This window comes from Limnohabitans sp. 2KL-17, from assembly GCF_003063415.1.
GTDB lineage: Bacteria > Pseudomonadota > Gammaproteobacteria > Burkholderiales > Burkholderiaceae_C > Limnohabitans_A.
In genome coordinates this window covers 190,059-215,401 of sequence record NZ_NESK01000001.1, presented here as the reverse complement: position 1 = coordinate 215,401, position 25,343 = coordinate 190,059, and the positions used below count along the sequence as shown (strand labels likewise).

Below are 25,343 nucleotides of genomic sequence, written 5' to 3'. Positions count from 1 at the left end.
AGGCATCGGCCTTTTTTTACGTCTGCTGCAGGTGGCCGCATTGGGGCAAATTGCACTGCAATTGCGGCAGATTTTTATATCACCCCAACTCAAATCCGGTTCCATAAACTCGGCCTTGGCCTGAAAAATTCACTTTCAAACCCACGCTCAGTTTCCAGAACCAGCCTTGAGTGGTTCGGAGACAAAAATTTGTTGAAATTGCCGAGCAAGTTGCCCCAAACCACTGCCCAGCAGCAGGTGTAAAAAAGGCCGAGGCCTTTCTTTGCGATCATGCGCAGCAGCCAGCGGATGTTGAACCCCGCAGAGCACAGCACTGCATGCAAACTGTCGCCGGTTGATCCCTTGAGGTGAAACCTGTTCATCCGGTGGTCCGCTTTCAAGTGGCCGATGATGGGTTCGATCGCTAGTCGCCGTTTGAGTGACTTCTTTTCTTCGACCGTCAGGCTCTTAAACTTGCCTCGGTGCTTGATATCGAGTCCTGCGTTGTCCTTGTCCCCCCCTCTGTCACGATAGTTGTCCGGTCTATTGAAGAGACGAATTCAATCCACTGAGGGGGCGGGAAAGATGGAGATATGCCAGTCTATGGCCCGCAATTCAAAGAACAGATCGTCAAAAAGATGATGCCGCCTCACAACCAAAGCGTTGCCCAAATCAGCCGCGACACCGGTGTGGCAGTGCCGACCTTGTATTCTTGGAAAAAACTCTTTCGCAACCAAGGATTCGTCGTGCCTGCAAAGTCCTCACGCCCAGATGACTGGGACTCCAAAGCCAAGTTGGCCGCCATCATTCAGACGGCCGCTCTGAACGAGGCCCAGCGCTCTGAGTACTGCCGCCAACACGGCCTGTACCCCGAACAACTGGACGCCTGGAAGGCCGCTTTTGAATCGCTTGAGCCGGACTCAGCGCCTGCCAGCAAGGCCGACTTGGCCCAGCAACGCAAGAAGCTGCGGCACTTGGAAAAAGAGATCCTCAGAAAGGACAAGGCGCTGGCCGAAGCGGCCGCCTTGCTGGTGCTGTCAAAAAAAGCCCAGGCCATCTGGGGCACCAAAGAGGAAGACTGATTCCTCTGGAGATGAAACAGATGGCCATCCAATTGATCACCGAGGCGGTCGCTTATGGCGCACGCAGCCACAAAGCGTGTGGTGTGCTGGGTATCAGCTGCCGCACCTTGCGCCGCTGGAGCGAGCCAAGCCACGAGCTCAGTGACCGGCGCGGCCAAGCCGCCCGTGGGCGCATTCACCCGCAAGCGCTTACGCCAGAAGAAAAGCAGGCGATTGTGCAGGCCTGCAACACGCCCGAGCACGCCCGAGCACGCCAGTTTGCCGCCTTCGCAAATCGTGCCCCGCTTGGCAGACAAGGGGCAGTACCTGGCCTCTGAGTCGAGCTTTTACAGGGTGCTCAAAGAGCACGGGCAAGTTAACCGCAGAGGCAAAGCACAGTTGCCCAAAAAGGTGGCTGCGCCCCAAGCGTGGGTGGCCTATGGGGCCAACCAAGTTTGGAGCTGGGACATCACGTACTTGCCAGGCACGGTGCGGGGGCAGTTCATGCGCCTGTACATGGTGCTGGACGTGTTCAGCAGGATGATTGTGGGCTGGGAGGTGCATTGGGAAGAGTCGGCTGAAAACGGTTCGACGTTGATTGGCAAAGCCTGCCTGAGCCAAGGCGTCAGGCAAGATCAATTGGCTCTACACTCGGACAACGGCAGCCCGATGAAGGGGGCGACGATGCTCGCGACGCTGCAAAAGCTGGGTGTGGTGCCCTCGTTCAGCAGGCCCAGTGTGAGCGATGACAACCCGTACTCGGAGGCTTTGTTTCGCACGCTCAAGTTCACGCCAGCCTATCCGCGCAAGCGGTTTGAAGATTTGGAACAAGCCAGGGCGTGGGTGCATGAGTTCGTGACTTGGTACAACAGGCAGCACCAGCACAGCGGGATTCAGTTTGTGACGCCTGAGCAAAGACATGCGGGCCATGACAAAGGGATTTTGCACAAGCGCAAAGAGGTTTATGGAGCGGCCAAGTGCAGTAAGCCGAGTCGATAGAAGTCAAGGCAGACGCGCAACTGGGTGTGGATCAAAGAGGTGTGGCTAAACCCGCCGCGCGAGCATCTGAGGTCGCCAGAAAACGTGGCGGTAGCCGTTCAGAAAAGCGGACAACTTTCTTGACAAACACCGAAGGTCCAGTCATCATATTGTCATATCAAGACTGTAAAAACTACATTATTTTCTTGTCTTCAAGCTACTGTGTAAGAGCGGGCGGGAATTTTTATTTTATATTGCAATTTTTGGAGAACACAATGTTTGAATCGACAGCTTTTTTCGATTGGCTCGAAAAATATGCAATCTTTGCCCATCTTGATCGGGCGTCATTGGCGCAAGAGAAAACCTTACTTGTTAACAATGTGGTTTGCACATTTGTATATCCAACAAAGAAGAACGCGGATACAGCGATAATTCTTATCGATGCTGGCGAAATAAATATTTCGATTGATGGCGCATTATTTCTGGATGCCGTTGGGAGAAATTTTGAGAACTACTTAATGAATGCACCATTATTTTTTTTCAATCCGGAAAATGATCGTCTGTTAATTGGAAAAGATTTTGAATTCAAACATATCGAGCCTGAAATCTTTAACACCCTCTTGGAGGCATTAACAATGCAAGCATTGGCGTGGCAACAAAAGAAGGTGTAATTTATGAAAACATATGAACTACGCAGAAGTCATTCAATGAATGAGATTTTTGATCGAACAGAACATTGCGGCGGTAAAAGTCATCGATTGTGGGAACGCAGAGGCTCGGCACCAACCATACTATCCGATGTTCAATTAGAGTCAATTAAAAATCAGAATAAAGCAATAGATCGCATTAATAATTTAGTAGCGGATTTGGGTCATTTAAGCAAGAGCATCAGCCAGGAAAGCATTTATCATTCATGTGAGGATATATCGGAGAGCGAAAAATATGCCAAGAATAACATCGGTTCTTCATTCGATATAGATCAAACAGTTCATGATGCTGAAAATTCCAATGTAGTCCTGGAGATGGGAATTGAAGAAGGCAATGATCAGTCGGTACGCGAATCACCCGAGTCGAAGACATGGGTACGATGGACTGCAGCTATTGCAGCAGCGAAAGGGGTTCAAGGTGGTATCAGTGCCTTTGCTGGTCGACTAGTTGAAGAAGGCGTAAGGATAGGCGCTGGTGCGCCTAAAACACCTGAAGAGGTTTCTGATGCTATGCTGGCAGCAGGCGCAGCAATTAACTTGGCAGTTGGACTCATGGAAGGGGTGCGTGCAGGCATGCACACATGGCGCGCACAAAGCAGGCCTTCAGAGTACACGCGGGCACTTCGTGGCCTACCTCCCGAAGACTTTATAGTAGGCACTCCTTACGTTCCCGCAAGCGTGATTAGGAGATCTATGGCATCCATTGCGGTTGGAGCGGGAGTGTTCACTGTTGCTGCTCATACTGGAATTATAGGACTCACTCAACTAGGCACTCAAAATCACAACAAACATAATTTTTATGATGCATTGTGGGAGTCAAATGGTAACGCTGTGTATGCTTACACGCGAGAGCTGACTAATGCAGTGATTGATGGCTCCGGGATAGGGCCAAGGTCGACTCCTCTTGGGCCAAAAGGTTTTGCTGTAACTACCGGTCAATATCTTTTAAACTCACTTGGCCAACGAGCCGCCAAAGATTACCTCGAAACTGGTAAGCGACCAGAGTTTGATATTCGGTGGCCTGCAATCTCTGCCGCAACAGCTATTGTAGATTCAGCTGTAACAGCCACTGCAGCACGATTCTCATCACCAATAGATAAAGCCACATTTTTTCGTGGAAGTTTAAGTGAAGGAGCCAAAAATGACGCTCCCTACAAATGGCCGACCATCAAAGATTCAGCAGATAGGATAATGCTGAGAGGAGGGGCACGTCATCTTTTTGATGAGGTTGCTTCGGTCATACCTGGTGAAATCGGAAGACCGATCAGCAAAGATGCTTACACTGCATTCCAGTGGGTTGCCAGTGTGGCGAAATCAGGGTCACATGTGCGGGACTTGGTACAGCAAGCCGAGGCGGCAGTTATAAAAGCATCCAGCAGTCCGCGCCACGATCCGCTGAACCGACCCAGGTTATGACTGCTTCCTATTTGTCTCATTCGGACGATTGCATAGGGAAGGTAATCCCCCCGATTTCCACCGGACCTAAAAGTAGAACGGTTATGCAGCCATGGCCAGATGCTGCTTTGGGGAGAGACCGCCCACGGCCATATTCGGGCGGTCATTGTTGTAGGACCACATCCATTGGGTGGCGAAGTCCTGAACCTCTTCAATGTTGGACCAATAATACTGCGATAACCACTCGTAGCGAACCGTGCGGTTACGGTTAAAGTCGTCGATGACATTGAACAGGCGCAGGTTCCTGCCGTCCTCCAACTTGTCATGCATAAAGTCCATGGACCAGACTTGATTGATGGCCTCGGGCACCGCCAAGGGCTCTGGCTTCTCACGCACCAGGCGCTTGCGGGGTTTGATTCCCAAGTTCAGCTCCAACTCCCGATAGATGCGGTAGACGCGTTTGTGGTTCCAGCCAAAACCTTTGACGTTGTGCAGGTACAGGTAGCACAGGCCAAAGCCCCAGTTACGGTGGTTGTCCGTGAGCCGGATCAGCCAGTCCGCGATTAGCGCATTCTCAGCGTCTTGCTTGGTAAGCGTCCGGCCATCCCGCCACACAACGCAAAATCGACCACGCGCATCTCGACGATGGGTCTCAGTCCCGCCAGTGCCATTCCAACACCTGCGCCCAAAATAACGGCCTCGCTGATGGGTGTGTCGATCACGCGTTGCTCGCCAAAGCGGGCTTGCAAACCGGCGTACTGACCGAATATGCCGCCGCGGCCGACATCTTCACCCATCACCACCACATTGGCGTCAGCGTCCATTTCATGCGCTACCGCCAGCGCGGCGGCTTGGGCGTAAGTGATCAATGCCATTGGCCAGCTCCTGTGGTTTGCACGTCGGTGAATGCAGTGGCCGCATCCGGCCAGGGTGCGGCATCCGCAGTAGCCACTGCCGCAGCGACCTCTGCGATCGCCTCACGCTCAATGGCGTCAAACAACTGGGCATCGCTGCCTGGCAAGGCGAGGTACTGGGCACGGGCGCGAAGCAATGGATCGGTCAGCAAGGCGGCCTGTAGTTCTTCAGGCTTGCGATAAGCGGCCAAGTCGACCGAGACGTGTCCTTTGACGCGGTAAGTGATGGCATGCAAAAGGCGCGGCCCACTGCCAGCACGCACTTGCTGCACCAGCAACGCAGCTTGCGCATGCACGGCCAACACATCATTGCCATCGACTTTAATGGCGGGTATGTCAAGGCTTTCAGCCCGAACCGAGGCTCCCTCTCCAGCAGTCATGGGGCCGCTGGCTGTGGTCGCGCTCCAGCGGTTGTCTTCGCAGACAAAGAGGACGGGCAAACCATAAACGCGCGCCCAATTGAGAGACTCAAGAAAGGGCCCTCGGTTGATAGCGCCATCGCCAAAAAAACAAACGGTGATGGCGTCACGGCCTTGGATTTTTTGAGCATGGGCCGCTCCTACGGCAATCGGCAGGCCGGCTGCCACGACGCCATTAGCACCCAGCATGCCAACGGAAAAATCGGCAATGTGCATGGAGCCGCCTTTTCCCGCATTGAAACCGCTGGCCTTGCCGAACAGCTCGCTCATCATGCCCTGCATGTCGGCGCCCTTGGCCAGCGTGTGACCGTGACCACGGTGCGTAGAGGTGAGGTAGTCGTCGCGGCGCAAATGGGCACAAACCCCAGAGGGGACGGCTTCCTGGCCGGTAGAAAGATGCAGTGGGCCGCGCACACGGGCTGTGCCGTCAGCTGCTTTTCCGTAAGCACTGACGCCGCCTTGGCTGGCGATCTCGGCAGCGTTTTCAAAGGCGCGGATACGCACCATGGTGCGAAACAAAGCCGCTGAATTGTCTGTTTGGGCGCCCAAAATTTATCTCCAGCTGCCTTACTTGTGTTTTTGCATTGTAGGTGTCATGCCGCACGCCTCCATTGGCGCCTTTTGAGTTTTGATGGCTACGGCTTCTTCTTTCTCACCCCAAGCAAGTTTAACCAAGGGCACAGTTGCTGGATTGCCTGCATGAGGACTTTCGAGAGAACAACGACCGGCCAGCGAAAGCCATGGTGAGATACGCAAGTTGGCAGTCGCATCTTGAAGCAGAAAATCAACGCGTCTCCGCAAGCCCTGAACTTGTCACTTTGGTGATGCACCGGGTCAATTGAACTGTGTGATATTGATATTTCGCCAATGCTTCGCATTGTCGAAGCCACACAACAAGGAGACTTTATGCGTTGGACATCTCAAAAATGGCATCGAATCTTTGCCGCAGGCACGCTGGGATTGCTGTCGCTGGCACTTCAGCCCGTCGCGATGGCTCAAGCCTACCCCTCAAAACCCATCAAAATGATCGTGCCTTTTCCGGCAGGTGGGACAACAGACATCGTTGCTCGCCTTGTGGCCCAAAGAATGAGCGAGTCAATGGGCCAAGCCGTCACGGTCGACAACAGGGGTGGTGCAGGTGGCGCGATCGGTGCCGACCTGATGGCCAAAGCGGCACCTGATGGGTACACCATCATGATGCACAACCTCTCATTTCCCCTGGCATCGGTCGCACAAACACTGGCCAACCGTTCGCCTTTTAATGTGGACACCGACTTTGCCGGCGTTTCCATTGCAGTTTATGTACCTTTCATTTGGACCGCCAGCCCCAGCGTTCCGGCCAAAGACCTGAAAGAGCTGGCGGCGCTTTTACGCACCAACCCAGCGTTGCAATACAACTACGGTTCGACCGGCCCAGGCTCCACCATGCACGTGCTGGGCGAAGCCCTCAAAAAAGAAGGCAAGGTCAACATCACGCACATTCCATTCAAAGGCGCTGCACCTCTCAAGCAGGAATTGCTGGCGGGTCGACTCCAGGTCGGTGGCGATCAGTTGTCTTCATCCCTGGCCGAGATCAAAGCAGGAACGCTGAAGGTGTTGGCCACGACAGCGTCCAAAAGGATTCCCGGCATGCCCGATGTGCCAACGGTCAAGGAGTTGGGCTTCCCCAATCTGGAGTTGGAAGGTTGGAACGGGGTGTTTGCCCCAGCCAAAACACCCAAGGACATCATTGATCGACTGAACAGGGAGGTGATCGCTGCGGTGCGCCACCCCGATGTGGTCAAGCGCCTGAATGACCTGGGCGCTGAGGGCGTTGGTTCAACGCCCGCCGAGCAAGATGCCATGTTGCGTCGGCAGATGGATCAGTTCCGGACCATTATTCGCGAAATGCGCCTCGAATAAAAAACCAAGCAAGGCGGATTTTTGTGCTGCTTAGGCGCGGCCGCCTTGCGACAACCACCAAACCAGCAGTTCAGAGCAATCTTTGTCGTCCAGGCCTGTTTGGGCGGCTGATTCGAACTTTTTCAAGGCCAACGTTGTCAAGGGCAGATTTTTCTGTGTCGCCTGTCCCTGGTCAAGCATGGTCCGCATGTCTTTGCGCATCGTCGCCACACTCACAGTGACTTGATCGCTTTTTTGCTGACTCAGTGTCTGCGCAATCATGGCGCCACGCACTTTGAGCATGTTAGGACCGCCCGATGAATCAGACAGGATGTCGATGACGCGTTTGGGGTCCAGACCCAAGGGCTCCACCAAGGACAGGGCCTCACCCAGAGTTTGCCAATAAACCATCAAGGGTAAATTGACGGCCAACTTCATGGTGGCTCCCGCACCATGCTGCCCCACATGCTCCACGCGACGGCAAATCACATCAAGCAATGATTGCACTTTGTGCAGGTCTTGCGCATCTCCCCCGACAAAACCGAGCAACTTGCCCTCTTTGGCTGGCCCGACGCTGCCTCCTACGGGGCACTCCAGAAATCTTGCATTGACCGCTTGGGCACGTTTGGCCATTTCTTGTGGCTTGGCAGGGCGAACGGTGCTCATGTCGATGAACATCTTGTTTTGGACATCGCCTGACAATAAGCCCGACGCCGAACCATAAACATCGTCAAGTGCGGCTTCATTGGTCAATAAAGTGATAACCACGTCCACCGACTCGGCAAGCGCCTTGGGCGATTCGGCCCAGTGAGCACCGGCACCCAGCAAAGTCTGAGCACGGGCTGCAGTCCGGTTCCAAACAGTCACGGGATGGCCGAGTGACAGCAGCCGCGAACCAATCGCTGTGCCCATTTTTCCAGTACCTGCGATGCCGATGTTCATGTTTGTCTCCAGTTATGAAATGACTGGTGTTTATTTTGAAGGCATATTGCCTTGCGCGCTGAAACAGAGGTCCTTGACGAAAACGCATTTGAATGCTTTGTCGCCGCGGCAAAGGCTGGGTCGCAGACAATGCCGCAATACAGGCTTGACTGCTTTATTTTTTGAAGTTTGTTCTTTAGGAAATTTTAGAACCCCAGCGCTTCCCACACCCGAATGGCCGCATAAGCGTCGTTGGCGGCATAGACCAGTTGAGATTCGGTGAGGTTTGCATTGGCCCAGTTGCTGGTGGCGGCTTTTTTTGACTTCATGAAGCGCTGGTTGAACAGCACGGCCACAGCGCCTTTCACGCCCATGTCTTTTCGGTAGCCGCGCTGGTGGAACACGTTGTTCAGCTCCAGGATGCCTTGGGGCTCTACACCCAATTTTTGGATGATGCGTTTGCGGTCATCCCCAAGTCCAAATCCGGCTTTGGCAATGCCGCCACCGAGTGCCAGCAATTCGGCCGCCACAGCACGGCATTCGGGTTCATGCAGCTGAAAAACCCAGGCCCGCTCCGCTGTGGACAACTGCAGGATGTGTGGCCCGTCTGATTGTTCGCCCACCTTGAAAGTGGGCTTGGATTCGGTATCGAATCCCCAGGCCCGAGCGGCCACCAGTTGATCGTAGGCCTTGCCGGCCTGTGCACCCGTGCTCACCAGGGTGATCCGGTCCAGACCGAGGCGCTCAAAAACAGGGAGGAGGGCGATGGCCTCTTTGTCGGGTGTAGCCCGGTGCGTGTTGTTGTTTTTCAAGGCGATTTCAGTGTTCATTCGCGGGCCTTTTTCTTGGCCTTTTTGGCGCCTTCTTTGCGCAAAGTGCGTTCCGCGTCGGCTCTTTTACCTTCGGCCAGCCATTGGGTAAATTCTTCGGGTGTTTCCAAGGTCACGCGCCCAAGTGCGGCAGAGCGAAAATCGTGGATCACGAGCTCGGCCGCTTTGGTCGTGTTGACACGTCCACCGCTTTGAATGGCACCGCGTTGGCGGGCTATTGCTTCGAGCATGGTTTCATCGGTGTGGCTGGCCACATCCGTGATCTTGTAGCGCGACGCCAAGGCCTGCGGATAGTTCGGAATCAGGTAGTTCAGCAGTTCAAGGGCCACCACTTCTTCGTCAAAAGCGTTCACGCCGATGGCACCGCTGGCGGCTAGGTTGTAGCCGCTTTGTTCCACGATGATGCGCGGCCACAGGACACCGGGCGTGTCGTAGAGGTAAAAGTCATCGGCCAATGTGATGCGCTGCTCCAGCTTGGTCACGCCCGCCTCATCGCCTGTTTTGGCCGCGCGTTTGCCCTTGAGGGTATTGATGAGGGTGGATTTGCCGACGTTGGGGATGCCGCAAATCAACACGCGCATGGGTTTGACCATGCCGCCCCGGTGGGGTGCGAGTTGTTGGCAGGCTTCAATCAATGCCTTGGCGGGCGAGACCATGCTGGTGTCCAACCCCAACGCGCGCACATCGGGGAGGGCGTTGTAATGCTGCAGCCACGCAGTGGTTTGCACCGGATCAGCCAGGTCTTGTTTGCTCAATATTTTCAGGCCCGGTTTGCCCTGAATCAGCTCAGCCAGCATCGGGTTGGCGCTGGAGCCAGGCAAGCGGGCATCGAGCATTTCAATGACAACGTCAATGTCTTTGATGCGCTCCCCAATTGCCTTGCGCGTGAGGTGCATGTGTCCGGGAAACCATTGAATCGCCATAAAAAACCACTGCCAACCGAAAGTCAAAGAAGGTGATTGTCGGTCACTTCAGTTGGGGTGGTGTAATTTTCACAATGGTTCGCGAACAAGCCGATCCTTGCCCCCTGCATCATGGGCCAATGGTCTAGTGAACCAAGTCTTCCATCGCATCAATGACCATGCTGGTGCCTATGGTGATCAGCAAGATGTCGGCTGCTATCCGTACGTATTTGTAGCCCGAGGGTGGCACACCTAAAGTCAACACCACAGACCTCGGCACATCATAATAAATGACGTTACGTGGCAGGGGTTCTCCTTTACGCCACTGTTTGGCCTGGCCTGGCGGCAAACATCCTGTTCCCTTTTTGGCCAGGCCCGGTGGGCAATAGCCCCTGTTCTCAGGCAGGCTGTAATAGTTTTTTGCACCTGCCAGATGGTGCGCCTGAAAATACCGCCCGATAGGAATCTGTACAACGGGAGCAGGCGAGGGCATATGCTGCATATGCTGCATATGCTGCATGTGCGGATGCGCTACAGGGCGGTTTTTTTGCATTCGCTGTTTGTCGGCATCCCGCGCTTGCTGAGGCCTGTGCGTTGCACCGGGCGGCATCACTTGTGGATGCTGGCCTGGTCGGCCTTGTTGCCCCTGATGCTGCGGTTGATCGTCTGTTTTGTGGGCTTGTGCTGCCGCAGGCTGCCAAATGGCAGGCAGCAAGACCATGCATGCAATGTATGTGTATCGGATCGTTGTCATCATGGGCACTCCCGGGTGGGCCAATGTTTTAACTGCCCAAGATACCTTCGAGGGATGGCTCATACCGTTCGACAACACCCACAAGGTCGTGCACCGAGCTTATGGCTTTGAGCCAAAAAAAAGCAGCCGGGTTGTTCACCCTGGCTGCCTTTTGGCTGACGCAATCGAAAATTACTTTTTCTTGTTCACGGCGGCTTTGAAAGCGGCACCAGCGCTAAAGCGCGGCACAGTGGCTGCTGCAATCTTCAGCTTCTCGCCAGTGCGGGGGTTCTTGCCTACGCGTGCTGCACGCTTGGCAGCTTTGAAGGTACCAAAGCCAATCAGTTGCACGTCTTGTTTTTTGGCAACGGTCTTGGTGATGATTTCAACCACAGCGCTCAATGCACGGCCGGCGGCGGCCTTGGACATGTCTGTTTCTTTGGCCAACGCTTCAATCAATTCTGCTTTGTTCAAGATTTTCTCCAAGTGAATAGAACGGCGAGATTTTGCCATGCAACGCTTGGTTCTCGTGAATTTTTTATCAATTTCATCAAGTCGCATTTTATCAATACTTTACATAATACACATCGTGCGAATTTAATATACGGTGTCACGGTGGATTCTTCAAGTTGTCCACGGTCCCAAAAGTTAAATCAAAACCAAACCATGCAGTCTGCGCCACGCCAACACCTTCAACTTGTCGCATGATCGCCTCGGTCACATGCGGGTGCTCCGAAAAACGGGATGCTGGGGTTGAGTACTTGAACAGCACACAACAAAACATCCCCAAAAGTGGCAACATGCAGTCGCCAACAGCCTCTTGAACAGAAGAATTTTTAGCCATGTCCCCATTTACAAAGACAGAGAAATCATGAGCCACGATGCAATGAACGTCCTGGGATCCACGTTAGCGCCCTGCTCCTACGATCCACTGACGGGCTACTACAGGGATGGCTGCTGCAACACGGACGAGCACGACCAAGGAAGCCATGTGGTGTGCGCTAAAGTGACCCAGGAATTTTTGGCGTTTTCACTCAAGCGCGGTAACGACCTCAGCACCCCGCGCCCAGAACACCGATTTGCAGGCTTGAAAGCAGGCGATCGCTGGTGCCTGTGCGCACGGCGATGGAAAGAAGCATTTGATGCAGGTGTTGCACCCCCTGTTTTCCTTGAGTGCACACACCAGCGGGCGCTTGATTTTGTAACGCTTGAGCAATTGCAATCATGTGCCCATGGCACAGTGAACAAGCCTTGATGCAAGATATTGGGGGTCAAACCAGCGGCACCTCGGACCAGCTGGTGGTGTAGTTCGGGGACTTGCGCTCTTGACGCATCTGCCAGCCGGCATGCGCGCCCTGCGTAGACACTTTGACGGCACCACGGCCATAACGGTCGTTCAGGCTGTCCACTGCCTGCATGAGTTTTTGGTTCCCCTCCAACGCGGCCTCCAGCAAGTCGCCCTGCTGGCAGGTGACGGGGCTTATTTCACTCAGCATGATCCCCGCCTTTTTGTAGGCATATTCAGGCTTGAACATGTGTTCGCACAGAGAAGCCGCCCAGCGGTTGACTTCGAGGGTGTCGTTGGTGGGGTATGGCAAAGGCACCGCCAAACTGGGCATGTACTGGGGCAACTCCTTGCGAAAACGATCGGTCTGCAAAAAGACCTGAATCACCGTTGCATGACTTTTTTGCGCACGCAGTTTGGCGCAGGCGTTGGCAACAAAGCTGGACAACGCGTCTTTCAGGACGGGTAACTCGGTGACCATGCTACCAAACGACCTGCTGGAGATGATCTGCTTTTTGTCCGACGCCACTTCTTCCAACTGAATGCAAGCCGTTTCTTGCAACTCTCGCTGGGTCTTTTCCATCACATCGCCAAACGCGGATCGCAAAGTGGGGATGTGCGCCTCCCGCAAATCGAAGGCGGTGTTCACGCCGTGCTGTGCCAATCGTTGGGTCAACTTCCGCCCCACCCCCCACACCTCCTCCACCGGAAGACGCTGGAGCAATTGCGCTTTTTGCGCGTGCGTCAAGGCGTTGTAGTTGAAGACACCCCTGGACCTGGGGTGCTTCTTAGCCACATGGTTGGCCAGCTTGGCGAGCGTCTTGGTCGGGCCAATGCCAACGCACACGGGCATGCCTGTCCACATCCCTACCCGCTCGCGCATGGCGTAACTGATCTCGCGCAAGCCGGGGGTACCCGTGAGGTCCACAAAGCATTCGTCGATCGAATAGACCTCGCACTGCGGCGAAAAGTCGCTCAGGATGCGCATGACTCGATTCGACAGATCGGCATACAGCGCATAGTTGCTGCTCATGGCCAGGATGCCGTGCGCCTCGGCCAGCGCCTTGCACTCGAACCAGGGCTGGCCCATTTTGATGCCCAGCGCCTTGGCTTCGTTGGAGCGCGAGACCACGCAACCATCGTTGTTGGACAACACGACCATCGGCACACGCGACAGGTCGGGTCTGAAGATCCGCTCACAAGACACGTAGAAGTTGTTGCAGTCCACCAGCGCCAGGGCTTGGGTTGTTGTCCGCGCCATAGCGTCAATACAGTTTGTGCAAGTTGCGGGTGACCACGCCCCAAATCACGAGTTCCTCACCTTCCTTGACCACGATGGGTGGATATAAGGGGTTTTCGGCCATCAGCTTGACCACCCCGCCTCGGCGATGCAGGCGCTTGACGGTGTAATCGTCGTTCAGTACTGCCAGAACGATGTTGCCGTGCTTGGCCTCGATGGAACGGTCCACCAACAATTCATCGCCCTCATAGATGCCAATGCCGCTCATGGAGTCGCCTTTGACCCTGAAGATGAAGGTAGCTTCCTTGTTGCGGATCAGGTGCTCGTTCAGGTCAATGCGTTTGCGCGTGTGGTCTGCCGCCGGCGAAGGAAAACCGGCTCGCACTGCCCAGGCGCACATCTCCAGCCAGACCTTGGCATCGGGTACAAATACAGCTTGAGGCGGCGAAAAGGCGGGTGTTTGCATGCCTTGAATATACTGGGTATTCATACAGCTCTTCAAGTACGCGCCTTGCTGAAAATCAGGAACTTTGGCGCTGAAGTTCCTGCAGCAGAAGCAACAAGCGGTTTTACCAACCGGTTTTTACCGGCTTGTTCGCGGATTTTGCTTCAGGCGTTGAAGCGGCCGTCGCAGGCGCCGTGGCGGGCGCAGATGGAAGGGTGGCAGCAAGAAGGGGTACGGCGGGAAGGGGCACAGCGACAGGCGCGCCCGGCGAGGGCTGACCCTGCGGGGCCAACGGTGCTGCAGTTTCTGGTTTGGCGGCCCGCGCCGCCTGGCGTTGCAGGCCTGTCTCGATCAATTCCTTGGCGTTTTGCCGTTGACCTCGCACCGCAAAATCGAGCGCAGACAAGCCAATTTGATTCTTCACCGTCAAGTCGGCCCCCGCCTGAATCAACACCTTGACCGCTTCGGGGCTGCCGTACATGGCCGCCATCATCAGGGGCGTTGTGCCGTTCGGCGACTCGGCATCAATGTAGGCGCTGTTCTCCAGCAAAAGCTCGATCACCGCAACATGCCCACCGGACGCGGCGTAGTGCAAAGGCGTCCAGCCGGTCTTGTTGACATCGGCATCGTGCTCAACGAGCTTCTTGACCAAGGGCAAATAGCCCTTGAGCGCCGCCAGCATCAAAACGCTTTCATCCTTGTCATTGCGAATCTCGGTTTTAACCTTGGGCCAACCCGCCAATAAATTGGCAACCTTGAGCGAGGGTTCGCGCACCGCCAACATCAAACCGGCCACCCCCTCCGGGTTGACCGTGTTGGGGTCAAAGCCGCGTTGCAACAAGGCCTGGACCGTTTTGACATCGTCAAGTTGAAGCGCCTTGAAAAAGTCTTCGTAAGAACCTGCCCAGGAAATTTGGCTGGTTAATAGTCCAATTAAAACAAAGAACTTTTTAAATAACTTAATATTTAACATGAGGTTTTAGCCGGCTGTCTTGGCAAACAATTTCAAGAAATTGCGCGTGGTCAGCTCACCCACAGCCTGCGCAGTCGAACCCCGCAATTCCCCCAAAAGCTTGGCCACCAAGGGCACATAAGACGGGTTGTTCAACTTGCCCCGGTAGGGCACGGGCGCCAAATAGGGGCTGTCGGTTTCGATCAGCAGGCGGTCATCGGGCACAAATTTGGCGACTTCGCGCAAATCAGCGGCGGTCTTGAAAGTCAAGATGCCCGAAAAGGAAATGTAAAAACCCAGGTCCAGGGCAGCTCGGGCTACCTGCTGACTTTCGGTAAAGCAGTGAAAAACGCCCCCTGCCGAGCCCGTATCACCCAGTTCGCCCTCCTCTTTCAGGATGGCGATGGTGTCGTCCGATGCCTGCCGGGTGTGAATCACCAGCGGCAAACGCGTTTGCCGTGCCGCCCTAATGTGGGTCCGAAAACGATCGCGCTGCCACGCCATGTCGGCCACAGTGCGGCCGCCTTTGCGCTCTTCCATCTGGTAGTAGTCCAGCCCTGTTTCGCCAATGGCCACCACTTTGGGGCGCGCCGCCCCGTCCAGCAAATCCTGCAAACTCGGCTCGCGCACGCCTTCGTTGTCGGGGTGCACCCCCACGGTGGACCACATGTTGTGGTTGGCCATGGCCAAGTTGTGCACTTCGTCAAACTTTTCCATCGTGGTGCAAATGACCATGGCGCGGGTCACCTGAGCGGCTTGCATGGCCTGCTGGATCGTGTCCAGCTGGTCCATCAGCTCAGGGAAGTTCAGGTGGCAATGGGAGTCGGTGTACATGGCTCAGCCCTTGGACAGCAGGGTTTGTTGGGCATCGGAGGTCAGCGCTTCCAGCATCAGACCTGCATTGAAAGGGTGTTCGGCGGTGCGGGCCGATTGCATCAGGCGCTTGAACCAGTCGGTCAGCACCGCGGTCGAGGCCTTGCTGTCGGGCAATTGGGCCCCCTCAAAAAAGCGGGGTGCCGCGCCCAACTGGCGCAAAAGCAGGTCGTGGCAAAGCTTTTGCAAGGCATCAATGGCCTGGGCCGGGCTCAGGTCGGCCAGATGCCGGGCATCGCCCTGGCGCATGGCTTTGGGCAAAGCAGCCCACCAGGCTGGCGACAAACCGGCTTCGGTCTGGCGCAGCACATCGGTGGGCCTGCCCCCGGCACTGCGCAGCAAGGCCGACGCCTCAGGCCCTTGCAAGCCCTGTTCGGTCAACCAGGCCAGGGCTTCATCGGCCTCGGGCCACTTCATGGTGTGGGCAAGACAGCGGCTGCGGATGGTGGGCAGCAACGTGTGGCTGGCCTCGGTGGCCAGAACAAAACGCACATCGCCAGGGGGCTCTTCCAGGGTTTTGAGCAAGGCATTGGCCGTGATGGTGTTCATGCGCTCGGCCGGAAACACCAGCACCGCCTTGCCCCGTCCGCGCGCATCGGTGCGCTGGGAAAACTCCACCGCATCGCGCATGGCGTCCACCCGGATCTCTTTGCTGGGCTTGCGGGTTTTCTTGTCGATGTCATCCTGGGCTTTTTCAGACAAGGGCCAGCCCAGGTCGATCATCACGGTCTCGGGCATCAACACGGCCAGGTCGGCATGGGTGCGCACGGCAATCGCATGGCAACTGGGGCAGTCGCCGCAAGCGCCTTGCACGGTGGGTTTTTCACACAGCCAGGCCGAGGCCAGCGCCAGCGCCAATTCGTATTGGCCCAGGCCAGAAGGGCCTTGCAGCAACCAGGCATGCCCGCGCTGGGCCAGCAAATCGGAGGTTTGGCGGGCAATCCAGGGGGCATTCATCGCGGCGCTCATGGGGTGTTCCGTTTCAGCCAATCGGCCACCACACGGTCCACATCCGCACCCACGGCGTCCATCGCCTGGGCGGCATCAATGCGCGCAAAACGATGGGGCATTTCGTTTTGGCGCCTGGCGTAGCCGGCGCGCACCGCGGCAAAAAAGTCGGCGGGTTGCGACTCGAATTTGTCAGGCACGCGGGCCGAGGCGAGGCGCTGCGCAGCGATGTGCGGGTCCAGATCAAACCAGAGGGTGAGTTCGGGCTGGCGCAAGGTGCCATCAGGCTGGGCTTGCACCATGCGCTCCAGTTGGGCCAGCACCTGCCAGTCAAAACCCCGGCCACCACCCTGGTAGGCAAATGTGGCGTCAGTGAAGCGGTCACACAAGACCACGTCACCCCGGGCCAGCGCAGGCTCGATCACTTGCACCAAGTGCTCACGGCGGGCTGCAAACATCAGCAGCGCCTCGGTCAACGGGTCCATAGGCTCATGCAGCACGAGCTCGCGCAGCTTTTCAGACAAGGGGGTGCCGCCCGGCTCACGGCTCAGCACCACCGCCCTGCCCGTTTGTTGGAACAAGTGGGCCACGCGCTCGATGTGCGTGGACTTGCCAGCACCGTCGATACCTTCAAAACTGATGAACAAACCGCGTGTCATGGGCTGTGTGAAATGGGTAAAAACCGATTGTCGCAGGCTCTCAAGGGCCAGCCTCAGTCTTTGGGAGGCTGGATGCCGCGTTGGTAACGGTTGACTGCCCGGTTGTGCTCGTCCAACGTGGCACTGAAGTGGCTGTTGCCATCGCCTTTGGCCACAAAATACAAGGCTTGCGTCTTGGCTGGTTGCACAGCCGCAAGCAGCGCCGCTTTGCCAGGCATGGCAATCGGTGTGGGCGGCAAACCACCGCGGGTGTAAGTGTTCCAGGGCGTGTCGGTGCGCAGATGAATGCGGCGCAGGTTGCCATCAAAGGCTTCGCCCAGCCCATAAATCACGGTCGGGTCGGTCTGCAGCATCATGCCAATGCGCAGCCGGTTGTGAAAAACGCCCGAAATCATGGGCCGGTCCGAGCCCTTGCCGGTTTCTTTTTCAACGATGCTGGCCAGGATCAGGGCTTCTTCAGGTGACTTGACCGACACATCGGCCTGGCGTGCATCCCAGGCCTGATGCAAATGCTTGTCCATGGACTTCATGGCCCGCTGCAATACCGCCAGATCGCTCGAGCCCTTGGCATAGGCGTAGGTGTCCGCGTAAAAGCGCCCTTCCGGGGCTACACCTGGCCGGCCAAGTTGGGCCATCAGCACGTCATCGGGCAAAGCGCTGCTGTCGGGTTTGAGCTTGTCGGCCTTGGCCAGGGCCTGGCGCACTTGCCGCCAGTTCCAGCCTTCCACAATCGTCACGCTGCGCAGGCTTTCCTCGCCACGCACCAGCATGTTCAACAGCCGTTGGGGTGTGGTGTCCGGCGCAATTTCGTAGCTGCCCGCACGCATCTGGCGCGATTGGCCCGACAAACGAAACCACGCATACAAGAGTGTGGGTGAGGTGTGCGCTCCAGCGTTGGCCACGGCCTGCGCAATCGCTTTGGGCGATGTGCCGGGCTCGATGGACAAATCCAGCGTGGCTTGGCGCGTGTCCAGCGGCTGTTGAATCCACCATAAAGCCCCAGCCGCAAGGCCTAAGGCCATCACCAGCAGGCTTGTCAGTAACTTCATCAAGCCTTTGAGAACGGCCATGTCCTTGTTCGAATGTTGAAAACGTGGTGGGGATGATAATTCACCCCTTTGCAAGACGACAGAGCCGCGATATGAACACCCCTGCAGAACTCAGCCCTCAGACCCAAGCCCTTTTGAACGGCGTCAGCGCATTGCCCCAATGGGGGGTGATTCAGGCCCAAGGTGAAGACGCGGCCAACTTTTTGCACAACCAATTGAGCAACGACGTGCTGCTGCTGCCCGTGGGCCAATCGCGCCTGGCGGCCTTTTGCTCGTCCAAGGGCCGTATGCAAGCCAGTTTCGTGGTCATCAAAACATCGCCAGACACGGTTTTGCTGGTTTTGAGCCTCGATTTGCTGGCCCAGACGCTCAAGCGCCTGTCCATGTTCGTGCTGCGCGCCAAGGTCAAACTCAGCGATGTCACTGCGCAATGGCAACTGTTTGGCCTGCTGGGAGAGCCGGCCCAGACCCTGCTGGCGGACGCCGAGCCATGGCAAACCGTGCCTGTGGACGCGGCAGGCCATGCAGTGGCGCTGTACCCTATGGTCTTTGGCGATCTGCGTCTGGCGCGTGCGCTCTGGCTGGCCCCGAACGATCAAGCTGCACCGGCGGGTGAAGCGCTGGCAACCGAACTGTGGCAATGGGCCGAGGTGCTCAGCGCAGTGCCCTTGATCAACCTGGCGCTCTTTGAAGCCTTCATACCGCAAATGCTCAACTACGAATCTGTCGGGGGCGTGAACTTTAAAAAAGGCTGCTACCCAGGGCAGGAGGTGGTGGCCCGAAGCCAGTATCGGGGCACCCTCAAGCGGCGCATGCTGCGGGCATTTTCCCCACAACAGTTGATAGCCGGTCAGGAGCTGTATGCCATCGACGAGCCAGATCAGCCCTGTGCCACGGTCGTCATGGCATCTCCACGACCAGACGGTTCGGGTTGGGATTCGCTGGTTTGCGGCACTCAGGACTTGAGAAAGGTGGCCAATCTGCAGGCTATTGACGTGCCGTATGCTATTCTGAACGACACCCTTTAATCGAAATTTCGCACCCATTTTCCGATGGCCTGAGAACAACTTGCAGACACATGAATAGCAGTGCTTCTACCGGGATGCCAACGGCCTATAGATGGCTTCAGTCAGCCCGTCGCAAGTTGCCCATCGGACGCCGTACAACCGGCGACTTGTACTTTCTGGCGTTCACACTGAGTGGCGCCACAGTGCTGATTCCCTTGTGCGTGTTGCTGATCAACTTGGGCTTTGAGCAGACTGGATATCTGTGCATAAGCACCATCGGGGGTATTTTCTTTTCCATATTGGTTTGGTGGCTGGGCAAACGCCTGTTACCAGCAATGCTGCTGTTTCAGCTGACCTTGCTGGCCACGATTTTGATCAATGCGGGCATGACCGGGGGGGTGACCTCTCCAGCGCTCATCTGGCTTGGCATCGTGCCGCTGATGATGCTGTTCGTACTCTCTCGTGCCTGGTGCAATGCATTTTTGATGTTGTGTCTGGGGGCCGTGCTGGGCCTGTTTGCCCTCCAAAGCTACGAGATCCTGCCCATCGTTGGGCATGCGTCTCCCAGTGAATTGCGGTTTGGCGCAGTGATGCACTGCTTTTTCATCGTGACGCAAATGCTGCTGGTGACCACCATCGAAGGGGTTAACCTTCAGCAGATCAAGCGCATTGAACGCATCAACCTGCGCCTGAACTTGCTGGCCCTCGCGCTTGAAAAGGCCAACGAGCACAAGGACAAATTTCTGTCCTCCGTCAGCCATGAAATGCGCACGCCACTCAATGGGGTCAATGGCTACCTGGCCCTGCTCAACAAGCGCGAAGACCTGCCTGATGAGGCGACAGAACAGATCGGCTACGCCTTTCTGGCCGCTTCGCACCTGCTGACCATCATCAACGACTTGTTGGACTATTCGCAGATTCGTCAAGGTAATTTCATGCTGACGATGCAACCAACCCAGTTGCCCAAGCTGCTGCTGCAGGTGCACCAAACCCTGAAAGGACAGGCATTGGAAAAAGGCTTGGCGTTCGAACTGCAGGGCATTGACCACCTGCCGGCCTGGGCCATGGTTGATCCCCAACGGCTGACCCAGATTTTGCTCAATCTGCTGGGCAATGCCATCAAGTTCACCGAACGCGGCACTGTTCTGTTGCAGGCCCAGTGGCGAGGACAGGGCGATTCAAAAGGCACCCTGATGCTCAGCGTGCATGACACGGGTTATGGCATAGACCCGGCCAAACGCGAGCACATCTTCGAGCCCTTTGTGCAAGTGCACATCCAGGCGCCCACCGAGGGGATGGCCCTGCGTGGCAACGGGCTGGGCCTGTCCATCACGCTGGCGCTGCTGCGGGCCTGGGGTGGCCAGATTTCACTGGACAGCACACCCAACAAAGGCTCGACTTTTCGAGTTGAGCTACCAGTCCAACTGGTTGAACCCGTGCTAGAAAAAGCCACTGCCCCTGCCCCGGTCGCCAACAACCCGGTGCTGGGCAGAAAACTGCGCATTTTGCTGGTGGACGACCACACCATGAACCGCATGGTGGCTCGCGCAACCATTTTGCATGAAGCGCCCGACTGCATCATCGATGAAGCCCCGAACGGTGAGGAAGCCCTGCGCAAAATGGGTACCGAGCACTTTGATTTGGTGCTTCTGGACATCATCATGCCGGACATTAACGGCGTGGAGGTGATGCGCCGGGTGCGCTCGCACTTCGCGGCGCCTTTCTGCAATGTCCCCGTGCTGGCCTTCACCGCCAACCTGGCCGCTGACCTGGCCGATGAATGTTTTGCTGTCGGCTTCTCGGGCATGATTCCCAAGCCTTTTGACACCGATGCCCTGATGGAGTCCATCCGCAAGCTGGCCAAGCCTTCAGCGCCCGAAGCTGTGATGGCCGATACGGTCTGACCCCCACCCGCCGGCACACCAGACCGACTGAAAGCATTCACTCGCCGCATGCAGGCGGCTGTGGTTGCTGGGCCGAGCAGGCCTTGGCGGGTTTCAGTGTTCCAGCGCGCGCACCATCTCGATGTGCGCAATGCCTGCCTCTTCAAAAATCGCCCCGTGTGGGATGAAGCCAGCGCGTTTGTAAAAGCCTTCGGCGCTGCATTGGGCATGCAAAACCACCTGGGTATCGCCCCGATTTTTGGCAGCGTCCATCAGCGCATGCAGCACCCGATGGCCCAGATCACTGCCGCGCATTGGCTTTTTCACAGCCATGCGGCCAATCCGAGCCACACCGGGCGCTTGTTGCAGCAGGCGACCCGTGGCCAGGGGCATGCCCATGCGGTTAAGAGCCACAGCGTGCAAGGCCGTGTCGTCCTCGTGGTCCCACTCCATCTCGGCGGGCACTTTTTGCTCATGCACAAACACCTCGGTGCGCAGTGGGCTGGCCAGGTGTTTGAAGTCGTGCCATGAACCGACGTGAACCTGCACCATGTCTTCGCCGCGTTCAAAACCTTCCATCATGTCGCGCAAGGGGGCCGCTATGGGCTGGCTCTTTTTGGCCACCGGATCGGCATACACATAAACCAGCTCGCTGGTGATCAGCAGTTCATCCCCCCGAAAAATGGCCCCCACAAAGGTCATGGACGAGTTGCCAATGCGGTCACAGCGCATGCACACCGTCAGAAAGTCGTCCATTTCAGCGCTGGCGTGGTACTCGATGCTGGCCTTTTTGACAAACAGATCGCCACCCAGCTGGTGCATGGTGTCGGCATAAGGCATGGCCAGCTTGCGCCAATACTCGGTCACGGCGGTGTCGAAGTACATGAGGTAATGGCCATTGAAGACGATTTTCTGCATGTCGACCTCAACCCAGCGAACGCGCATGCGGTGAGAAAAACGGAAGTCCTGGGGTTTCATGGTTCAACTTTCAAAAGCGGTTTTCAAGGCCCTGCCCGCATCGGCATGCGCTTTCAGGGCATCGGGGATGGCCCGGCCCATGGTGATGAACCCGTGGACAACGCCTTTGTAAATTTCCAGATCCACGGGCACACTGGCCAAGCGCAGGGTGTCGGCATATTGCACGCCCTCGTCCACCAGGGGGTCGCATTCGGCCAGACCGATCCAGGCCGGTGGCAGACCCGAATGATCCGGGGCATTCAAGGGGGCAAAACGCCAGTCCTCGCGGTCAGTCGGGTCAATGTATTGGGCAAAAAACCAGTCCACTGTCGCCTGGTCCAGCATGAAGCCCTCGGCAAATGTGTGGTGCGAAGCGGTGTCCTGGTGGGCGATGGTGCCCGGGTAGAACAGCAATTGAAGGCGCAGTTTCAAGCCCGCATCGCGTGCCATCAGGGCGCAAACGGCGCTCAGCGTTCCCCCTGCGCTGTCGCCCCCCACCGCCAGCCGGGTGCCGTCCAGCCCCAGACTTTGCGCGTGCTGGTGAAGCCAGTTCAGCGCGTCCCAGGCATCGTGAACGGCCGTTGGAAACCGGTGCTCCGGTGCCAGGCGGTAGTCCAGCGACACCACGGCGCAATGTCCCAGGCGGCTCAGTTGGCGGCACAGCACATCGTGCGTGGTCAGGCTGCCCACGGTGAAACCACCGCCATGGAGGTAAAGCAGCACGGGAAAGGCAGGATCATCCGGGCTTTGCTGGGGGGCATACAGGCGGGCGGGCATGGGGTGACCATCGCGGGCAGGAATGAACAGGTTTTCCACCCGGTCCACATGTGGCGGGGGTTGCAGGTCGAGCATGGGGCCACCGATGTCGTAAAACTCGCGGGCTTGTTCAGGGGTCATGACCGCCATGGGCGGGCGGCCTGCGCGGTGCACGCGCTCGATCAAACTGCGTGTGGCGGCATTCAGCAAGGACCGGGGGTTGGTGTGGTGGCTGCTCATGAGGAGGCTGTTGGGGTGGTCGGTATGGATCCGCTGTTGCACACCCTGAAACCAAACAAGGGTGACAAGGCCAAAGGCGATTCTTACCTCAAAATAGACCTTGAATCGTACAACGCTCTGCTGCTCGGGTCTGTCACCTGATCCCCGTTGCGCCCACCTGATTGGAGTTTTTCAGAATGTCTTTCATCAATTACGTCACCCAGATACAGATCGACTTTGGCGCGGTCAAACTTCTGCAGGCCGAATGTGAGCGCGTGGGCATCCGCAAACCCCTGATCGTTACCGATGCGGGCGTCAAGGCCGCTGGTGTGTTGCAAAAAGCACTGGACGCCCTGCCCGGCTTGCCCGTCACAGTGTTTGACCAGACCCCTTCCAACCCGACCGAGGCTGCAGTTCGCGCTGCAGCGGCCATGTACAAAGAGCACGGCTGTGACGGCTTGATCGCGGTGGGCGGCGGATCAGCGATCGACTGCGCCAAGGGCGTGAGCATTGCCGTCAGCCACGAAGGCCCACTCAAAACCTACGCCACCATCGAGGGCGGCTCGCTCAAGATCACCGACAGAGTGGCCCCGATCATTGCCGTGCCCACCACCAGCGGCACTGGCAGCGAAGTGGCCCGAGGGGCAATTTTGATACTTGATGATGGGCGCAAACTGGGCTTTCATTCTTGGTTCATCGTGCCCAAAGCCGCCATTTGTGACCCTGAACTGACCTTTGGTCTGCCCCCTATGCTCACGGCGGCCACCGGCATGGACGCCGTGGCCCATTGCATGGAAACCTTCATGGCGGCCCCCTTCAACCCGCCCGCAGACGGCATCGCGCTGGACGGTTTGGCACGCGGTTGGGCCAACATCGAACGCGCCACCGTGAACGGGCAAGACCGCGATGCCCGCCTGAACATGATGAGCGCCAGTATGCAAGGCGCAATGGCTTTCCAGAAAGGCCTCGGTTGCGTGCATTCGCTCAGCCACAGCCTGGGCGGTGTCAATCCCCGCCTGCACCATGGCACATTGAACGCCATGTTTTTGCCAGCCGTGGTGCGCTTTAACGCTGTGGCCGAATCGGTGCAAAAAGAAAACCGCCTGAACCGCATGGCCCAGGCCATGGGCCTGCAAAGCGGCTCGGACATTCCCGACGCCATTCGCGACATGAACGCCCGTCTGGGCCTGCCCACCGGTCTGAAAGCCATGGGCGTGGCCGAAACGCAGTTTGATGCGGTCATTGCTGGCGCGCTGGCGGACCATTGCCACAAAACCAACCCGCGCATTGCCTCGGCCGACGAATACCGGGACATGCTGCTGACAAGTTTGTGAGTCAATCACAAGATTGAGCCTGTCGGCTCAACCATGGCCTTGCTATGCGAGGCGATGCTCAGTGGGCGCCGTGCACAGGCATTTTGGCACCCACGTGCACCTCGCCCCGCGCCTCGGCCAGCTCCACCTGACGCTGGCGCTCGGCCATTTTTTCCTTTTGCTCGGGTGTGCGCTGGTCGTGGCAATGGGCGCAACTCACGCCCAACACATAGTGCGGCGACAACTTGTCTTGCACGCTCAAGGGCCAGCGGCAAGAGCGGCACAAGTCGTGGCTGCCCACGCCCAGGCCGTGGCCGACGCTCACGCGTTCGTCAAACACAAAACACTCCCCTTCCCACATGCTTTGCTCGGGTGCCACTTCTTCCAAGTATTTGAGGATGCCGCCTTCGAGGTGGTAGACCTCGGCAAAGCCGCGCATTTTCATGAGGGCTGTGGATTTCTCGCAGCGGATGCCGCCTGTGCAGAACATCGCCACCTTGGTCTTTTTGGCGGCTTCACCCTGAAAATACGGCTGTGCATCCAGCCAGGCGGGCAACTGCACGAAGTTTTTTATGTCAGGATTGACCGCACCTTTGAACGTGCCAATCGCCACCTCGTAGTCGTTGCGGGTGTCGATCACCACCACATCGGGATCGGCCAACAAAGCGTTCCAGTCTGCGGGCTTGACGTACTGGCCCACTGTTTTGTTCGGGTCAAGTTCGGGCACCCGCAAAGTGACGATCTCTTTTTTAAGTCTGACCTTCATGCGGGTGAACGGCGGCTTGGGGCTCCAGGACTCTTTGTGCTGCAGCGATGCTAGGCGCGGGTCGGCGTGCAAAAACGCCAGCACCACCCTCACCCCGGATTCTGGCCCGGCAATCGTGCCGTTGATGCCTTCGTGCGCCAAAAGCAGGGTGCCTTTGACATCGTTGGCTTCACAACAGGCTTGCAAAGGGGCCTGCAGATCGGCGAAATCGGGCAAGTCAACAAACTTGTAGAGAGCGGCGCTAAGAAACTGAATTTCGGTTTGCATGGGG

25 protein-coding genes and 4 pseudogenes are annotated in these 25,343 nt (G+C 57.0%); 9 read left to right on the top strand and 20 right to left on the bottom strand.

From position 1 onward, the window contains the following. On the top strand, positions 1-243 hold a 243-nt coding region (locus tag B9Z45_RS17300; protein ID WP_233252029.1), incomplete at its 5' end, for a hypothetical protein. Between the two features lie 8 nt (positions 244-251). Here the strand turns inward: B9Z45_RS17300 and B9Z45_RS17585 are convergent. Then, a pseudogene (locus B9Z45_RS17585) lies at positions 252-503 on the bottom strand (transposase); the annotation flags it as partial. A 69-nt stretch (positions 504-572) separates the two neighbouring features. On the opposite strand from B9Z45_RS17585, the pseudogene B9Z45_RS00990 reads away from it, so the two are divergent. The 3 genes and pseudogenes from B9Z45_RS00990 (at position 573) to B9Z45_RS16845 (ending at position 4,141) form a co-directional block, all read left to right on the top strand. After that, positions 573-2,162: pseudogene (locus B9Z45_RS00990) on the top strand (IS3 family transposase). Beyond that, on the top strand, positions 2,081-2,689 hold the full coding sequence (locus tag B9Z45_RS00985) for a hypothetical protein (protein WP_199221810.1): 609 nt from the start codon (positions 2,081-2,083) through the stop codon (positions 2,687-2,689). Before B9Z45_RS00990 ends, B9Z45_RS00985 begins: the two are co-directional and overlap by 82 nt. A gap of 3 nt (positions 2,690-2,692) precedes the next feature. Further along, entirely contained in the window at positions 2,693-4,141 is a 1,449-nt protein-coding gene (locus B9Z45_RS16845) for a hypothetical protein (protein ID WP_146180852.1), read from the top strand. An 81-nt stretch (positions 4,142-4,222) separates the two neighbouring features. Here B9Z45_RS16845 and B9Z45_RS00980 read toward each other — a convergent pair. The 3 genes and pseudogenes from B9Z45_RS00980 to B9Z45_RS00970 all read right to left on the bottom strand — a co-directional run. Beyond that, a pseudogene (locus B9Z45_RS00980) lies at positions 4,223-4,696 on the bottom strand (integrase core domain-containing protein); the annotation flags it as partial. A 32-nt stretch (positions 4,697-4,728) separates the two neighbouring features. Continuing rightward, positions 4,729-4,995 (bottom strand): annotated as a pseudogene (locus tag B9Z45_RS00975) (alpha-ketoacid dehydrogenase subunit beta); the annotation flags it as partial. Continuing rightward, a complete protein-coding gene (locus tag B9Z45_RS00970) occupies positions 4,986-5,960 on the bottom strand; it encodes a thiamine pyrophosphate-dependent dehydrogenase E1 component subunit alpha (protein ID WP_108405354.1) in 975 nt (324 codons plus the stop codon). The pseudogene B9Z45_RS00975 and the gene B9Z45_RS00970, both read right to left, overlap by 10 nt. Positions 5,961-6,359: 399 nt before the next feature. Between B9Z45_RS00970 and B9Z45_RS00965 the strand changes: the two genes are divergently transcribed. Then, positions 6,360-7,355: a tripartite tricarboxylate transporter substrate binding protein gene (locus B9Z45_RS00965; RefSeq protein WP_233252028.1), complete on the top strand. Its 996-nt coding sequence runs from the start codon at positions 6,360-6,362 to the stop codon at positions 7,353-7,355. A 30-nt stretch (positions 7,356-7,385) separates the two neighbouring features. On the opposite strand, the gene B9Z45_RS00960 is transcribed toward B9Z45_RS00965, so the two are convergent. From B9Z45_RS00960 to B9Z45_RS00935, 6 genes are all read right to left on the bottom strand, one after another. Beyond that, positions 7,386-8,276, bottom strand: a complete 891-nt coding sequence (locus B9Z45_RS00960; protein WP_108405353.1) for an NAD(P)-dependent oxidoreductase — start codon at positions 8,274-8,276, stop codon at positions 7,386-7,388. Positions 8,277-8,461: 185 nt separating this feature from the next. Next, a complete protein-coding gene (locus B9Z45_RS00955) occupies positions 8,462-9,085 on the bottom strand; it encodes a 3'-5' exonuclease (protein ID WP_108405352.1) in 624 nt (207 codons plus the stop codon). Next, complete coding sequence (ylqF, locus tag B9Z45_RS00950) at positions 9,082-10,008, bottom strand: ribosome biogenesis GTPase YlqF (RefSeq protein WP_108405351.1); 927 nt, start codon at positions 10,006-10,008, stop codon at positions 9,082-9,084. Before ylqF ends, B9Z45_RS00955 begins: the two co-directional genes overlap by 4 nt. A 124-nt stretch (positions 10,009-10,132) precedes the next feature. Further along, a complete protein-coding gene (locus B9Z45_RS17195) occupies positions 10,133-10,744 on the bottom strand; it encodes a hypothetical protein (RefSeq protein ID WP_199221807.1) in 612 nt (203 codons plus the stop codon). A gap of 168 nt (positions 10,745-10,912) precedes the next feature. Then, a complete protein-coding gene (locus tag B9Z45_RS00940) occupies positions 10,913-11,194 on the bottom strand; it encodes an HU family DNA-binding protein (RefSeq protein WP_108405380.1) in 282 nt (93 codons plus the stop codon). A gap of 136 nt (positions 11,195-11,330) precedes the next feature. Continuing rightward, positions 11,331-11,564 carry a hypothetical protein gene (locus B9Z45_RS00935; protein ID WP_108405350.1) on the bottom strand — a complete coding sequence of 78 codons (234 nt, stop codon included), beginning with the start codon at positions 11,562-11,564 and terminating at the stop codon, positions 11,331-11,333. Between the two features lie 27 nt (positions 11,565-11,591). Here B9Z45_RS00935 and B9Z45_RS00930 point away from each other — a divergent pair, with 27 nt between their 5' ends. Continuing rightward, entirely contained in the window at positions 11,592-11,975 is a 384-nt protein-coding gene (locus B9Z45_RS00930; RefSeq protein WP_108405349.1) for a DUF2237 family protein, read from the top strand. A gap of 16 nt (positions 11,976-11,991) precedes the next feature. On the opposite strand, the gene B9Z45_RS00925 is transcribed toward B9Z45_RS00930, so the two are convergent. From B9Z45_RS00925 to mltG, 7 genes are all read right to left on the bottom strand, one after another. Further along, positions 11,992-13,266 carry a Y-family DNA polymerase gene (locus B9Z45_RS00925; protein WP_108405348.1) on the bottom strand — a complete coding sequence of 425 codons (1,275 nt, stop codon included), beginning with the start codon at positions 13,264-13,266 and terminating at the stop codon, positions 11,992-11,994. Between the two features lie 4 nt (positions 13,267-13,270). Continuing rightward, positions 13,271-13,735: a LexA family transcriptional regulator gene (locus B9Z45_RS00920; protein WP_233252027.1), complete on the bottom strand. Its 465-nt coding sequence runs from the start codon at positions 13,733-13,735 to the stop codon at positions 13,271-13,273. 79 nt (positions 13,736-13,814) lie between these two features. Next, entirely contained in the window at positions 13,815-14,663 is an 849-nt protein-coding gene (locus tag B9Z45_RS00915) for an ankyrin repeat domain-containing protein (RefSeq protein ID WP_233252026.1), read from the bottom strand. 6 nt (positions 14,664-14,669) lie between these two features. Continuing rightward, entirely contained in the window at positions 14,670-15,476 is an 807-nt protein-coding gene (locus B9Z45_RS00910) for a TatD family hydrolase (RefSeq protein WP_108405347.1), read from the bottom strand. A gap of 3 nt (positions 15,477-15,479) precedes the next feature. Beyond that, complete coding sequence (locus B9Z45_RS00905) at positions 15,480-16,484, bottom strand: DNA polymerase III subunit delta' (RefSeq protein ID WP_199221806.1); 1,005 nt, start codon at positions 16,482-16,484, stop codon at positions 15,480-15,482. Continuing rightward, a complete protein-coding gene (gene tmk / locus B9Z45_RS00900) occupies positions 16,481-17,122 on the bottom strand; it encodes a dTMP kinase (RefSeq protein WP_108405346.1) in 642 nt (213 codons plus the stop codon). Before tmk ends, B9Z45_RS00905 begins: the two co-directional genes overlap by 4 nt. 53 nt (positions 17,123-17,175) lie before the next feature. Continuing rightward, positions 17,176-18,192, bottom strand: coding sequence for an endolytic transglycosylase MltG (gene mltG, locus B9Z45_RS00895; protein WP_199221805.1), 1,017 nt, complete (start codon positions 18,190-18,192; stop codon positions 17,176-17,178). A 71-nt stretch (positions 18,193-18,263) separates the two neighbouring features. On the opposite strand from mltG, the gene B9Z45_RS00890 reads away from it, so the two are divergent. Then, the gene (locus B9Z45_RS00890) at positions 18,264-19,199 is read left to right on the top strand and encodes a folate-binding protein YgfZ (RefSeq protein WP_108405345.1); all 936 of its coding nucleotides are present in this window, start codon (positions 18,264-18,266) and stop codon (positions 19,197-19,199) included. A gap of 50 nt (positions 19,200-19,249) precedes the next feature. Next, the gene (locus B9Z45_RS00885; RefSeq protein ID WP_108405344.1) at positions 19,250-21,082 is read left to right on the top strand and encodes an ATP-binding protein; all 1,833 of its coding nucleotides are present in this window, start codon (positions 19,250-19,252) and stop codon (positions 21,080-21,082) included. A 93-nt stretch (positions 21,083-21,175) separates the two neighbouring features. Here the strand turns inward: B9Z45_RS00885 and B9Z45_RS00880 are convergent, their stop codons facing one another. After that, positions 21,176-22,039 carry a YbgC/FadM family acyl-CoA thioesterase gene (locus B9Z45_RS00880; protein ID WP_108405343.1) on the bottom strand — a complete coding sequence of 288 codons (864 nt, stop codon included), beginning with the start codon at positions 22,037-22,039 and terminating at the stop codon, positions 21,176-21,178. A gap of 3 nt (positions 22,040-22,042) precedes the next feature. After that, positions 22,043-23,014, bottom strand: coding sequence for an alpha/beta hydrolase (locus B9Z45_RS00875; protein WP_108405342.1), 972 nt, complete (start codon positions 23,012-23,014; stop codon positions 22,043-22,045). A 176-nt stretch (positions 23,015-23,190) separates the two neighbouring features. On the opposite strand from B9Z45_RS00875, the gene B9Z45_RS00870 reads away from it, so the two are divergent. Then, positions 23,191-24,327, top strand: a complete 1,137-nt coding sequence (locus B9Z45_RS00870) for an iron-containing alcohol dehydrogenase (RefSeq protein ID WP_108405341.1) — start codon at positions 23,191-23,193, stop codon at positions 24,325-24,327. A 58-nt stretch (positions 24,328-24,385) separates the two neighbouring features. Here the strand turns inward: B9Z45_RS00870 and B9Z45_RS00865 are convergent, their stop codons facing one another. After that, entirely contained in the window at positions 24,386-25,339 is a 954-nt protein-coding gene (locus B9Z45_RS00865; protein WP_108405340.1) for a rhodanese-related sulfurtransferase, read from the bottom strand. Between the last annotated feature and the right edge of the window lie 4 nt (positions 25,340-25,343).